Origin of the sequence: Hydrogenophaga sp. A37 (genome assembly GCF_002001205.1) — a bacterium.
GTDB lineage: Bacteria > Pseudomonadota > Gammaproteobacteria > Burkholderiales > Burkholderiaceae_C > Hydrogenophaga.
This window is the reverse complement of sequence record NZ_MUNZ01000101.1, coordinates 111,371-123,575: the sequence shown is the minus strand read 5'-3', so window position 1 is coordinate 123,575 and position 12,205 is coordinate 111,371. Positions and strand designations below refer to the sequence as shown.

The 12,205-nt window shown below is 62.3% G+C and carries 12 protein-coding genes and 1 pseudogene; 2 read left to right on the top strand and 11 right to left on the bottom strand.

Annotation, left to right across the window (positions count from 1 at the left end; translation table 11 throughout):
- The first annotated feature begins 165 nt into the window (after nt 1-165).
- Nucleotides 166-885: a fumarate/nitrate reduction transcriptional regulator Fnr gene (fnr, locus tag B0E41_RS11615; RefSeq protein WP_077331305.1), complete on the top strand. Its 720-nt coding sequence runs from the start codon at nt 166-168 to the stop codon at nt 883-885.
- A gap of 66 nt (nt 886-951) precedes the next feature.
- Here fnr and B0E41_RS11610 read toward each other — a convergent pair whose 3' ends face one another.
- From B0E41_RS11610 to B0E41_RS11570, 9 genes and pseudogenes are all read right to left on the bottom strand, one after another.
- Complete coding sequence (locus B0E41_RS11610) at nt 952-1,245, bottom strand: hypothetical protein (RefSeq protein WP_077331304.1); 294 nt, start codon at nt 1,243-1,245, stop codon at nt 952-954.
- Nucleotides 1,246-1,320: 75 nt separating this feature from the next.
- Complete coding sequence (locus B0E41_RS11605) at nt 1,321-1,623, bottom strand: nitrogen fixation protein FixH (protein WP_143433791.1); 303 nt, start codon at nt 1,621-1,623, stop codon at nt 1,321-1,323.
- A 33-nt stretch (nt 1,624-1,656) separates the two neighbouring features.
- Nucleotides 1,657-3,084: a cytochrome c oxidase accessory protein CcoG gene (gene ccoG, locus B0E41_RS11600; RefSeq protein ID WP_077331302.1), complete on the bottom strand. Its 1,428-nt coding sequence runs from the start codon at nt 3,082-3,084 to the stop codon at nt 1,657-1,659.
- A gap of 104 nt (nt 3,085-3,188) precedes the next feature.
- Nucleotides 3,189-4,097 carry a cytochrome-c oxidase, cbb3-type subunit III gene (ccoP, locus tag B0E41_RS11595; protein ID WP_077331301.1) on the bottom strand — a complete coding sequence of 303 codons (909 nt, stop codon included), beginning with the start codon at nt 4,095-4,097 and terminating at the stop codon, nt 3,189-3,191.
- 26 nt (nt 4,098-4,123) lie between these two features.
- On the bottom strand, nt 4,124-4,261 hold the full coding sequence (locus B0E41_RS11590) for a cbb3-type cytochrome c oxidase subunit 3 (protein WP_077331300.1): 138 nt from the start codon (nt 4,259-4,261) through the stop codon (nt 4,124-4,126).
- Between the two features lie 161 nt (nt 4,262-4,422).
- Nucleotides 4,423-5,037, bottom strand: a pseudogene (gene ccoO, locus B0E41_RS11585) (cytochrome-c oxidase, cbb3-type subunit II); the annotation flags it as partial.
- Nucleotides 5,038-5,049: 12 nt separating this feature from the next.
- The gene (gene ccoN / locus B0E41_RS11580; RefSeq protein ID WP_077331298.1) at nt 5,050-6,495 is read right to left on the bottom strand and encodes a cytochrome-c oxidase, cbb3-type subunit I; all 1,446 of its coding nucleotides are present in this window, start codon (nt 6,493-6,495) and stop codon (nt 5,050-5,052) included.
- A gap of 67 nt (nt 6,496-6,562) precedes the next feature.
- Nucleotides 6,563-6,700, bottom strand: a complete 138-nt coding sequence (gene ccoS, locus B0E41_RS11575) for a cbb3-type cytochrome oxidase assembly protein CcoS (RefSeq protein ID WP_077331297.1) — start codon at nt 6,698-6,700, stop codon at nt 6,563-6,565.
- 39 nt (nt 6,701-6,739) lie between these two features.
- The gene (locus tag B0E41_RS11570) at nt 6,740-9,151 is read right to left on the bottom strand and encodes a cation-translocating P-type ATPase (RefSeq protein ID WP_253194794.1); all 2,412 of its coding nucleotides are present in this window, start codon (nt 9,149-9,151) and stop codon (nt 6,740-6,742) included.
- 111 nt (nt 9,152-9,262) lie between these two features.
- On the opposite strand from B0E41_RS11570, the gene B0E41_RS11565 reads away from it, so the two are divergent.
- On the top strand, nt 9,263-9,706 hold the full coding sequence (locus B0E41_RS11565; protein WP_077331377.1) for a universal stress protein: 444 nt from the start codon (nt 9,263-9,265) through the stop codon (nt 9,704-9,706).
- 152 nt (nt 9,707-9,858) lie between these two features.
- On the opposite strand, the gene B0E41_RS11560 is transcribed toward B0E41_RS11565, so the two are convergent.
- Complete coding sequence (locus B0E41_RS11560) at nt 9,859-11,400, bottom strand: malonyl-CoA synthase (RefSeq protein WP_077331295.1); 1,542 nt, start codon at nt 11,398-11,400, stop codon at nt 9,859-9,861.
- 19 nt (nt 11,401-11,419) lie between these two features.
- Complete coding sequence (locus B0E41_RS11555; protein ID WP_077331294.1) at nt 11,420-12,187, bottom strand: enoyl-CoA hydratase/isomerase family protein; 768 nt, start codon at nt 12,185-12,187, stop codon at nt 11,420-11,422.
- Nucleotides 12,188-12,205: the final 18 nt, after the last annotated feature.

Below are 12,205 nucleotides of genomic sequence, written 5' to 3'. Positions count from 1 at the left end.
ATGCAGATGGGGAATGTGCCCCAAGCGCTGTCCCGAGCCCTTGATCAAGATCAAGGGGGCATGACAGCCTAGGGTTTCTGCTGACTGACAACCAGCGACACGAATGGTTTACATCGACACCGGCGCCACCCATGCGTTAAGCTTCGCCCCAATTGCGGGATATTTATGGACATTCAAAGCATCAAAGTCGCCTGTTCCAGCTGCAATTTGCGGGAGTTGTGCCTACCCATGGGCTTGAACCCCGACGAGATGGACAAGCTTGACAACGTCATTTCGGCCCGCCGGCGTGTCAAACGGGGCTCCGCCTTGTTCAACACCGGGGACAAATTCACCTCCCTCTACGCCGTCCGATCGGGTTTCTTCAAAACCTGCGTGACCACCGCCGATGGCCGGGACCAGGTCACCGGCTTCCAGATGACGGGCGAAATCATCGGCCTTGACGGCATCGTGAGTGACCGCCACTCCTGTGACGCCGTCGCGCTGGAAGATGCCGAAGTCTGCATCATGCCGTTTGATCAGGTTGAGGAGCTCTCCCGGGAGTTCACGACCCTGCAGCACCATGTGCACAAGATCATGAGCCGCGAAATCGTTCGCGATCACAGCGTGATGCTGTTGCTGGGCAGCATGCGCGCAGAAGAACGCCTGGCTGCGTTCCTGCTCAATCTGGTGCAGCGTCTGCATGCCCGTGGATTCTCTCAATCCGAGTTGGTCCTGCGCATGACGCGCGAAGAGATTGGCAGCTACCTCGGCATGAAGCTGGAAACCGTGAGCCGCACTTTCTCCAAGTTCGTCGAGGAAGGCATCATTGAAGTCAAACAGCGCTACGTGCACATCAAAGACACCGAAGCGCTCAAGTTGATCGTGAACCCGCAAACCTGCCGCTGATTCCGCCGTTCAAAAGAAAACCCCGCCGGAGTTGTCCGGCGGGGTTTTCTTTTGAGCTTTTCGATGTCAGCGACAGGCGCCGTTTTGTGCGCAGTCCTTGGGTCGCTCTGCCTCAGGAACGGGGCATCGGTTGACCTCGAAGGGGGACATCGCCAACAGCGTAGTCAGCGCACTGGACGCCATGGTGACGCCCCAGAACACAAAGAACGCCAGGGTGTAAATGGCTTGACGGGAAAGGCCCAATGGGTTGCCAAACCAGTGCAGGTCACCCGGATCCACCATCGCGAAAACGATCATTTCCAAAATGCCAGCCAACAGAAAAGCTGGCCAGGCAATCCACATCCAGCGTTGTGACCACATGTTCTTGTCTCCTCGTGGGTTGTGTGACAGTCAGGTCAAGGGTGTCGGAGCAAACAACGCCCCGACCTGATTCCGTTATTTGACCGGGGGCTCCGCCACCAGAGGTGAGGCCACATGATTGCGCGCCTGCTGAGCAGGCTGCAAGGTTTCCAGCACCTTGGCTTTGGCCTGTCCTTCCAGGGCATGCGCCGCCTTCAGATCACGTTCGAAATCGGCCTTGTTGAGCACGGGATCAGCGCCTTTGATCGCGATCACTGCTGTAACGATGGCCGCCACGACCACCACAAGAGGGCCGCCCACCACCATCCACATGTGAGGCACTTTCCACCAGGGGACGGGCTGAGACGGCTGCGAAGGGTGGGCGGTGCTGGTGTTCATGTTGATGGTCGGTTTCGAATGGAGGGGTTCACTTTATCGAGGAATGAGGAACGCGGCTTTTTCTTCCACCTGCGACACATCTTCCCCTGTTGACCGAATGTCAAATTGAATGGGGTGCGAACCAGAGGACGCAGCGTCTGGGGGCACCTGCACCCGAATCACGGCAGACCTCACCTCGGTGGGCAACACCTCCACCTCGGTCTCAGAGGCGATGGTGATGCCCGGTAGACCAGAGACACTGATCACGTAGCGCTGTTTGGACTCGGTCGCGTTCATCACCTGCAGCCTGAACACGTTCTCGATGCGCCCTTGCTCCACCATGCGGGCCAGCGCGCCCCGGTCCCGGATCACGTCCACCTTGAGCGGGGTGCGCAAGTACAGACTCACCATGACGGCGGTCGTGATCGCCATCAGGATGCCGGTGTAAATGAGCACGCGCGGGCGCAGTCCCCGCTTGACCATTTCTGCCGTCGTCCAGCCGTTGGCCATGCCATTCTGTGTCGCGTACTTCACCAGCCCACGCGGATAGCCCACCTTGTCCATCACCTCATCACACACATCAATACAGGCACCGCACCCGATGCACTCGTATTGAAGGCCCTTGCGAATGTCGATGCCGGTCGGGCAGACCTGAACGCACAGCGTGCAATCCACACAGGCGCCCAGGCCCAGCGCCTTGGGGTCGGCTTTCCTGGAACGTGGACCCCTCGGTTCGCCCCGCTTTTCGTCGTAGGTGACGATCATCGTGTCCTTGTCGAACATCGCGCTCTGGAAGCGCGCGTAGGGACACATGTACTTGCACACCTGCTCGCGCATGAAGCCCGCATTGCCATAGGTCGCGAAGCCGTAGAAGAAGATCCAGAAGGTCTGCCACGGCCCGAGGGATGCAGCCAGGGAAACGGCTGCCAGCTCACGAATGGGCGTGAAGTACCCGACGAACGTAAAACCCGTCCAGAGGGCAAACAGAATCCAGAGCGCGTGTTTGAGCCATTTTTTGCCGAACTTCTGCGCGGACAGATCGGCCTGGTCCAGTCGCATGCGTGCGGACCGGTCGCCCTCAACCCTTTTTTCTATCCAGAGGAACACCTCGGTGTACACCGTCTGGGGGCACGCATAGCCGCACCACAGGCGGCCAGCCACGGCCGTGAACAGGAACAGGGCCAGCGCCGAGATGACCAGCAAACCCGTCAGGTAGATGAAGTCCTGCGGGTAGAGCACCAGTCCAAATATGTAAAAACGGCGCGCTTCGAGATCGAAGAGCACCGCCTGTCGTGCGTTCCACTCCAGCCACGGAAGACCGTAAAACACGATCTGGGTGATCCAGACGGTGAGCCAGCGCCACTTGGAGAACAGCCCCGAAACCGATCGGGGATAGATCTTCTGCCGCGAGGCATAAAGGGACACCATCTCCTCGTCTTCTGCTACACCTCCTTGGGGGCTGGCAGCAGACACTGGGACCATGGGTTTGTTGGCGTCGGTAGAAGCGGAGCTCACGAGATGCCTATATAGGTAAGAAACGCCAGAAGGGGCCGCCTTTCGGCGCCCCCTTCTCGATCAAGCGCGAATCACTTCGCTGGCTTGTTGGACATGCCCCAGACGTACGAGGCCAGCACCGTGATCTGACTCTCGTTCAGCTTGCCGGCCTGAGCAGGCATCTGGTTGGTAAAGCCATTGTTCACGGCGCGCACGATGGCCTCTTCGCCCCAGCCGTGCAGCCAGATGCCATCGGTCAGGTTGGGCGCACCCAGCGCCTGGGTACCTTTGCCGTCTTGTCCGTGACAGGCCGCACAGGCAGCGAACTTGGCCTTGCCTTGAGAAGCGCGCACCGCATCGTTCGGGCTGCCAGAGAGGCTGAGCACGTAATGAGCCACGTCGCGCACTTCTTCGGGCGTGCCGACTGCCGCGGCCATGGGGGGCATCACGCCGATGCGGCCGTCGGTGAGCGTGGTCTTGATGACGTCTGGAGCGCCGCCGTGCAGCCAGTCGCCGTCGGTCAGGTTGGGGAAACCCTTCGCGCCGCGTGCGTCAGACCCATGGCACTGGGCGCAGTTGTTCATGAACAAGCGCTCGCCAATGGCCATCGCAGCGGCATCGCCCGCGAGATCCTCAGGCTTCATGCCGTTGAACTTGGCGTAGATTGGCGCAATCGCCGCTTCAACCTTGTCGACTTCGGTTTGATGCTGCCCTTGTGAAGACCACCCGAGCACGCCTTGGAACTTGCCAAACATGGGGTACAGGGCGCCATACGCCAACGCGAAGATCACCGTGATGATGAACAGGTACACCCACCATTTCGGCAATGGGTTGTTCATCTCTCTGAGGTCACCGTCCCACACATGGCCGGTGGTGTTGTCGCCATGGGTCGCGGCTTTGGTGGTGCCGCTGATCCAGAGCAGGATCAGGCAGGCAATGATGCTGACCAACGTCAGCCCACCCACCCAAAGATGCCAGAAATCGCTTGTAAAGTCGCTCATGATGTTTCTCTTGTTGGTTCTGCGAATCAGTCGTCTTGGAGAGGCAGCCGGGCCGCTTCGTCAAAACTGGCTTGATTCCGTTTGGACCAGGCCCAGACCACGATCCCCACGAAGGCCAGGAAGCTGACCACGGTGACGATGCTGCGCATGTCGTTGATGTCCATGGACGCCTCCTTTATTGGGTCTTGCCGTCGGTCGCAGGGGCTGCGGTCTTGGCATCTGCGGCGGGAGCCACAGCGACGGGAGCCGCAGGAGCAGCTTCCACGGCAGCCACCGGTGCTGCTGCAGCGGACGCGGCAGGAGCCGCAGCTGGCTTGGCCGCAGCGCGTGCGGTCCCCAGAACCTGCAGGTAAGCCACCAGCGCATCCAACTCGGTCTTGCCCTTGACGTCTTCGACCGATTTGGCGATCTCTGCGTCCGAGTAAGGAGCGCCCAGAGTGCGAAGCACTTCCATGCGCTTGGGCAGACCGTTCTCGTCCACGGCTTTCTGCGACAACCACGGGTAGGCCGGCATGTTGGACTCGGGCACCAGATCACGCGGGTTGTTCAGGTGGATGCGGTGCCATTCGTCGCTGTAGCGGCCGCCGACGCGATGAAGGTCAGGACCCGTGCGCTTGGAACCCCACTGGAAGGGATGGTCGTACACGTATTCACCGGCCACCGAGTAAGGACCGTAGCGCAGGGTTTCCGCCTGGAAGGGGCGGATCATCTGCGAGTGGCAGTTGTAGCAACCTTCTTTCACGTAGACGTCACGCCCGGCAATTTGAAGCGGTGTATAGGGCTTCAGACCTTCAATCGGCTGGGTTGTGGACTTCTGGAAAAACAAGGGAACGATTTCCACCAAGCCGCCCACCGTCAGCACGAGCGTGATCAACACGATCATGAGAAAGTTGTTGGTCTCGATCCGGGCGTGGCCTTCGAGTTTGTGTTCGGTTGACATTTTTGTGGTTCCTCAGGCGTGGGCTGGGTTGACCGCGAGCACAGGCACATTCACGATGCGACCTTGCAGCGCTGTCTTGATGGTGTTCCAAAGCATGATCAACATGCCACTGAGGTACAGCAAGCCACCCAACAAGCGGATCACGTAGAAGGGGAAGGTCGCCTTGACGGACTCGACGAAGGTGTAGGTCAGGCTGCCGTCGGGGTTGACCGAACGCCACATCAGACCCTGCATCACACCGGCAATCCACATCGCGGCGATGTACAACACGATGCCGATGGTGGCCAACCAGAAGTGCATCTCAATGGCGGGCACCGAGTACATCTTCTTCTGGCCGAACAGGCGAGGAATCAGGTAGTACAGCGAACCCATGGACACCAGACCCACCCAGCCCAGGGCACCCGAGTGCACGTGGCCCACGGTCCAGTCGGTGTAGTGAGACAGGGCATTGACGGTCTTGATGGACATCATCGGACCTTCGAACGTGGACATGCCGTAGAACGACAGGGACACGATCAGGAAGCGCAGGATGGGGTCGTCACGCAGTTTGTGCCAGGCACCCGAGAGGGTCATGATGCCGTTGATCATGCCGCCCCAGCTGGGCGCCAGAAGGATCAGCGAGAACACCATGCCAACGGACTGGGTCCAGTCAGGCAGCGCGGTGTAGTGCAGGTGGTGAGGACCCGCCCACATGTAGGTGAAGATCAGCGCCCAGAAATGGACGATGGACAGGCGGTAGGAGTAAACCGGACGCTCGGCCTGCTTGGGGATGAAGTAATACATCATGCCCAGGAAGGCGGCCGTCAGGAAGAAGCCCACGGCGTTGTGGCCGTACCACCACTGCACCATGGCGTCCTGAACACCCGCGTACGCCGAGTACGACTTGGTCAGGCTCACCGGAATCGCAGCGCTGTTGACGATGTGCAGCAGGGCCACGGCGATGATGTAGGCGCCGAAGAACCAGTTGGCGACATAGATGTGCTTGACCTTGCGGATGCCGACGGTGCCGAAGAAGTTGATGGCATAGGCCACCCACACCACGGTCAGCAACAGATCGATCGGCCACTCCAGCTCGGCGTACTCCTTGCCACTGGTCAAGCCCAGCGGCAAGGTGATCACGGCCAGCACCAGGACCAAGTTGTAACCAATGAACGTGAACCAGGCCAGCTTGTTCGAGAACAAGGGCGTGTGACAGGTTCTTTGCACCACGTAATAGCTGGTGGCGAAAAGGACCGACCCACCAAACGCAAAGATCACCGCGTTGGTGTGCAGCGGACGCAAGCGCCCGTAGGTCAGAAACTCAATACCCATATTGAGCTCGGGCCACGTCAGTTGGGCCGCGATGATCACGCCCACCAACATGCCCACCACGCCGTAAATTACGGACGCGACAGAAAACCATCGAATCACACTGTCGTTGTAGACCGCCGGCTGGCTGGTCTTTGATGTCACGGACATACAGAACTCCTCATTAATGCCACTGGTCAAGTGTCTTCATGCAACCCGGCGGGCGCCTTGACTTAAGTCAATCACCTCTCAGAACACGCTCGCCCTCTCGCTCGATGTTGTCAAACTGGCCTGCGTTGAGTGCCCACCAGAAGATGCCGATGATGATGAAAACCAGCACCACCGACACGGGTATCAGCAAATACAGAACGTCCATGGGAAATACCTCAGAAAAACAATCGGCGGCCTGATCCGATCAGGTGGTTGCAGCCACCTCATCGCGTGAAAGGGCTTCGGGCACCGACCCCGCGTCGCGGGTCAGTCGAAGGGCATTGGCAATCACCAGCAGCGAGCTTCCTGCCATGCCCAGGCCCGCCAGCCAGGGAGGCATCCAGCCGACCAGCGCCATCGGCACACTGATCAGGTTGTAAATGGCGGCCCAGGCGAGGTTCTGCCGCACGATGCGCATCGTGGAGCGCGCTTGCCTGAGCGTCAACACCACGTCCATGACCTTGCCTCCTTGAATGACATAGTCCGACTGCGCCTGGGCCAGCGGTGCGGCATGTCCCAACGCGAACGAGGTGTCGGCCCGGGCCAGCACCGGGCCATCGTTCAGACCGTCTCCCACCATCGCCAGGCGAACGCCGCGCGCCTGCAAGGCCACCACCTCGGCCAGCTTCTGCTCGGGCGAAGCGCCAGCGATCACATGCTCCACGCCCACCGCCCGTGCCACCTCCCATGCCGCGCTCTCGCGGTCGCCGGACAACAGCCAAGTGGCCAGGCCCATGCTGCGCAACGCGGCCACGGCGGCCTGTGCGTCGTCCCTCAAGCCCTCTTGCAAATCGAAGCTCGCCAGCCAGCCATGGGCATCGGTCAGGTGAACCCTCGAACCGCCCGTGGTGGCCTGCGACCCATGGCCGGCATCCAGACCGCAAAACACAGCAGACCCCAGCCGCGCATCGCCACCGCCCACCCTGCCACGCATGCCCTGCCCGGCCACTTCGATCACATCGGCCGTCGCAGGCAGCTGGAGCCCGGCATTGCGCGCCGCTTCGGCGATGGCGCGCGACACCGGGTGCAATGAACCCGCCGCCAGCGCCGCCGCCAGTGCCAAGGCCTGATCGCGGTCGCTGCCATCAAGTAGGGTCATGCCGCGCAGCTCGAGGCGGTCGTGGGTCAGCGTGCCGGTCTTGTCAAACACCACGGCATTGATGCCCGCCAGGTTCTCGAACGCCTGCAGGCGTCGCACCAGGATGCCGCGCCGCGCCAGCGCGCCGGCGGCGCTCAGCATGGCCGCGGGCGTGGCCAGCGACAAGGCGCACGGGCAGGTCACGATCAACACCGCCACCGCGACCGCCAAGGCCTTGGTGTGATCGATCTGCCACCAGTACCAGAACGCCAGGGCTGCCGCCGCCAGCACCAGCGCGAGGAACGGCGCAGCGATGCGGTCGGCCAACACGGCCAGCCGGGGCCTTTCGGTTGATGCCTTCTCCATGAGCGCCACGATCTGCGCAAACCGCGTGTCGCGGCCCAGCCGGTTCACTTTCAGCAAGACCGGTCCGGCCAGGTTGAAGCTGCCGGCCACCACCGGGTCACCCGCGTGGCGGGTCACGGGACGGGATTCGCCCGTGAGCAGGGCTTCATCGACCGTGGCCGACGCGCTCAACAAATCACCATCGCCGGGGAAAGCCTGACCGGCCTGCACGCGGACCACGTCGCCCACGACCAGCCGTCGCACCGACACGGTCTCGAAGGCGTCCGCGCTCTTCTGCCGATCACACACCTCAGGCAGGCGGTTCATCAGCGCGTCCAGCGCCCCGGCGGTGCGGTCGCGCGCCTTGAGCTCCAGGTAGCGGCCACCCAGCAGGAAAAACACGAACATCGTGAGCGAGTCAAACCAGACCTCTTCCCCCCAGGGACCGGTCGGATCGAACGTGGCCGCGGAACTCGCCAGAAAAGCCACAAGGATGCCGATGGACACCGGCGTGTCCATGCCCACGCGGCCCAGCCGAAGATCGCGCCAGGCGCCCCGGAAGAATGGCCCGCTGGCGAAGAAGACCACCGGCACGCTCAGAATCCAGCTCGCCCAGCGGAGCAGTTGATGGATATCGGCGGGGATCTCGCCCGGCACGGTCACGTAGGCCGGAAACGCATACATCATCACCTGCATCGCGCAGAAGCCCGCCACAAACAAGCGCCACAGTGCCTGCCGGGTTTCCTTCAACCGCTCACTGATCGAAAGGGCCTGCTGCAAGGGCAGCAACCGGTATCCGGTTTGCCCCACAACCTGCGCCAGGCTGGAGATGCGGGTCTGCGAAGGGTCCCAGCGCAGGGTGAGGCGGCGGGTGGCGGCATGCACCTGGGCGAACTGCACGCCTGGCAGGTTCTGCAAGGCGCATTCCACCGTGTCGGCGCAGGCGGCGCAGTACATGCCCTGCACCATGAGCACCGATTCCGCGACCCTCCGACCTTCATTTTCTGAAAATTCGGTGAACTCCTGCTGCTCCAAAGGATCGTCCAGCACCAGGAAATCGTCGGTCACCGTCAGCGGGCCCCGATGGGCGCCGAACAGATCGGCCACGGCACCCGCCCCGCCGACCGCAACAGGCTCAGGCAGGGAGCGCCCCAGCATTGTTCCCACAGGGGGCGCGATGACAGCCTCATTCATGTCGCGAGGGTAATTCAGGTCGGAGTCCATGCGGTTGATTTAAGTCAATCACCCAAAGGCGGTCATTGCGTAGCCTAATACTTGTTCAGCAACAACCAACAGGAGAAAACCATGTACAAGCGCATTCTGGTGGCCACTGACGGCTCCAAACTCTCTAGCATGGCGGTCGAACACGCCATTGCCCTGGCCGACATCACTGGTGCCGAAGTGATCGCTCTGAAAGTGGTGCCCCGCTACCCACAGACTTACTTTGAAGGTGGCGTGGCTTTGGCGGCAGCTGAAGTGGCCCGCATCGAGAAGCAATGGAACGACGATGCCATGGAAGCCGTCAATGCGGTGAAGGCCGCAGGCCAGAAGCTGGAGGTGAAGGTCAAGCCGGTGACGGTGAAGTCCGACCTGATCGCAGAGGCCATCATCGCGGCGGCCAAGCGCAACAAGGTGGACCTGATCGTGATGGCCTCGCACGGTCGCAAAGGCATCAAGCGCCTGCTGCTGGGCAGTGAGACGCAACAGGTTCTCACGCACTCGCACATTCCGGTGCTCGTACTCAGGTAACCCCCTGCGCCGCAGGTACTGGGCTCCCCCCGCGCCGCCTTCGGCGTCACCCCCCAAGGGGCAACGCGAGCGGCCCGGCGAAGCCGGTTCCGCCACGTTCTGGGTTTTGTGCACGCGCTCCGGATGTCACTCCGCAGCGCGTTTTTTTTCTTTCATGCGAAAGACGTCTTGTACTGCTCGCGCAGCAGGTTCTTTTGGACCTTGCCCATGGTGTTGCGCGGCAACGCGCTCACCACGAAGCAGCGCTTGGGGATCTTGAAGTTGGCGAGTTGGGACTTGAGTGCGGCGATCACTTGGTCCGGGTCCACGGCGGCGCCGGGTTTGGCGATGATCACCGCGATGCCAACCTCGCCGAAGTCCGGGTGCGGCACTCCCACCAGCGCGCTCTCGGCCACGCCAGGCATGTCGTTGATGTAGCCCTCGATCTCGGCCGGGTAGACGTTGTAGCCGCCGGAGATGATCAGGTCTTTGCTGCGGCCAACGATGGTGACGTAGCCCCGTTCGTCCACGCGGCCTACATCGCCGGTCTTGAAGAAGCCGTCGGCGGTGAACTCTTCGGCCGTTTTCTCCGGCATGCGCCAGTAGCCCTTGAACACGTTGGGCCCACGCACCTGGATGCCCCCGATCTCGCCCTGTGGCACCGGCTGATCGCCATCCCCCATCACCCTCAGCTCCACCCCCGGCAGCGGGAAACCCACGGTGCCACCACGCCGCTCGGTCTGCCCCGGGTAACGCGGGTCTTCGCCGCAGGGGTTGGAGGTGAGCATGACCGTTTCGCTCATGCCGTAACGCTCCAGGATGGTGTGCCCGGTGCGGCCCTGCCACTCGGTGAAGGTCTCGATCAGCAGCGGCGCCGAGCCCGCAATGAAGAGACGCATGTGGCTGGCCTGCGCCGGCGTGAGCGTGGGCTCGGCCAGCATGCGCACATACAGCGTGGGCACGCCCATGAACACCGTGGCCTCGGCGAACCTGGCGATCACCCGCTTCGGGTCGAACTTCGAGAACCAGATCATCTTGCTGCCGTTGATCAGCGCCCCATGGATGGCGACGAACAGGCCGTGCACGTGAAAAATGGGCAGCGCGTGGATCAGCACGTCATCGGGTTGCCACTGCCAGTAGTCGCGCAGCATCACGGCGTTGCTGCGCATGTTGCCGTGCGTGAGCATGGCGCCCTTGCTGCGACCGGTGGTGCCACTGGTGTAGAGGATGGCGGCGAGGTCGTCGTCTTGCAGCGTGGCAGGTGTGTGGCCGTCGCTCATGTGGGCCGCGCGGTCCAGCAGGCTGCCCCTGCGGTCGTCGCCCAGCGTGAACACGAATTTCGTCCCCGCCGTGAAGGCGATCTTGCTCACCCAGCCGTGGTTCTTCGGACTGCAGACCATCACCGCCGGCTCGGCGTTGCCGACGAAGTACTCGATCTCGGCGCTCTGGTACGCGGTGTTGAGCGGTAGAAACACATGGCCCGTGCGCAGCGTCGCCAGGTACAGCACCATGGCCTCGACCGACTTCTCGACCTGCACCGCGATGCGCGACGCGGGAGGCAGCTCCAGCGAATCGAGCAGGTTGGCCACCATGGCCGTGGCGCGGTCGAGGTCGCGCCAGCTATAGATCAGCCCTTCATCGGTCTCGACAGCGGTGCTGTCCAGTTGGGCAGGAAAGGCAGCGCGCAGGGCGACGAACAGGTTTTTATTGCTCATGTGAGTCCGAAAGAAACGTTCAGAAATTCGGCGGACGTTTGGCCAGGAAGGCCGCGATGCCTTCGCGATGTTCGGCATGGTCGGCGTAGTCGTAGGCAGTGGGCAGCAAAGCCGCCGCGTCCAGTCCGCCCGCCAGGGCGCGCAGCGTCTGCTTGTTCAGGCGGGCCGCCTGCGGGGCCAGGCGCGCCATGTGCCGAGCGCGCTGGAAGGCCGCGGCCGGAACGTCTGCATCGGGCAGAACCGTCTGCAGAAAACCACGCACCAGCATGGTGGGTGCGTCCAGCACCGCAGCTTCCAGCAGCATCTGGCGCGCCGTGGCCAAACCCACCTCGCGCGCCACCAGTTCGGCCTCTCGCGGCGCCATGGGAAAGCCGAGCTTGGCGATCGGCGCACCGAAACGCGCACCCTGCCCCGCCACACGGATGTCGCAACAGCTGGCGATCTCCACGCCCGCCCCCATGCAGTTGCCCTCGATCTGCGCCACGATGGGCAGGTCGCAGGCCAGCATGGCCGAGAGGCCGCCCCAGACATCGTTCTCGTGAAAGTCTCGCAGGCCTTCGGGGTGGAAACGGAAGTCGGTGTACTCAGCGATGTCACCGCCCGCACAGAAATGTCCACCCTCGCCCGCCACCACCACAGCACGCACGTCGGCGCGCTGTTGCAGCTCGGCAAACACCTGCCTCAGTTCGCGCCACATCGCTCGCGACATGGCGTTGAACTTGGCCGGGTTCGACAGCGTCACCAGCGCCACCGCGCCATCCATCAGAAAACAGACTTGCCCTGACACACGGTCCTCTCTGGCGCG

What these genes read in the sequence shown, in the direction of transcription:
- ccoG (WP_077331302.1), bottom strand. Translation starts at nt 3,084, where the DNA reads ATGGTCCCAGTGTCTGCTGCCAGCCCCCAAGGAGGTGTAGCAGAAGAC.
- fnr (WP_077331305.1), top strand. Translation starts at nt 166, where the DNA reads ATGGACATTCAAAGCATCAAAGTCGCCTGTTCCAGCTGCAATTTGCGG.
- B0E41_RS11570 (WP_253194794.1), bottom strand. Translation starts at nt 9,151, where the DNA reads ATGAATGAGGCTGTCATCGCGCCCCCTGTGGGAACAATGCTGGGGCGC.
- B0E41_RS11560 (WP_077331295.1), bottom strand. Translation starts at nt 11,400, where the DNA reads ATGAGCAATAAAAACCTGTTCGTCGCCCTGCGCGCTGCCTTTCCTGCC.
- B0E41_RS11590 (WP_077331300.1), bottom strand. Translation starts at nt 4,261, where the DNA reads ATGGACATCAACGACATGCGCAGCATCGTCACCGTGGTCAGCTTCCTG.
- B0E41_RS11605 (WP_143433791.1), bottom strand. Translation starts at nt 1,623, where the DNA reads ATGAACACCAGCACCGCCCACCCTTCGCAGCCGTCTCAGCCCGTCCCC.
- ccoS (WP_077331297.1), bottom strand. Translation starts at nt 6,700, where the DNA reads ATGGACGTTCTGTATTTGCTGATACCCGTGTCGGTGGTGCTGGTTTTC.
- B0E41_RS11565 (WP_077331377.1), top strand. Translation starts at nt 9,263, where the DNA reads ATGTACAAGCGCATTCTGGTGGCCACTGACGGCTCCAAACTCTCTAGC.
- ccoN (WP_077331298.1), bottom strand. Translation starts at nt 6,495, where the DNA reads ATGTCCGTGACATCAAAGACCAGCCAGCCGGCGGTCTACAACGACAGT.
- B0E41_RS11610 (WP_077331304.1), bottom strand. Translation starts at nt 1,245, where the DNA reads ATGTGGTCACAACGCTGGATGTGGATTGCCTGGCCAGCTTTTCTGTTG.
- ccoP (WP_077331301.1), bottom strand. Translation starts at nt 4,097, where the DNA reads ATGAGCGACTTTACAAGCGATTTCTGGCATCTTTGGGTGGGTGGGCTG.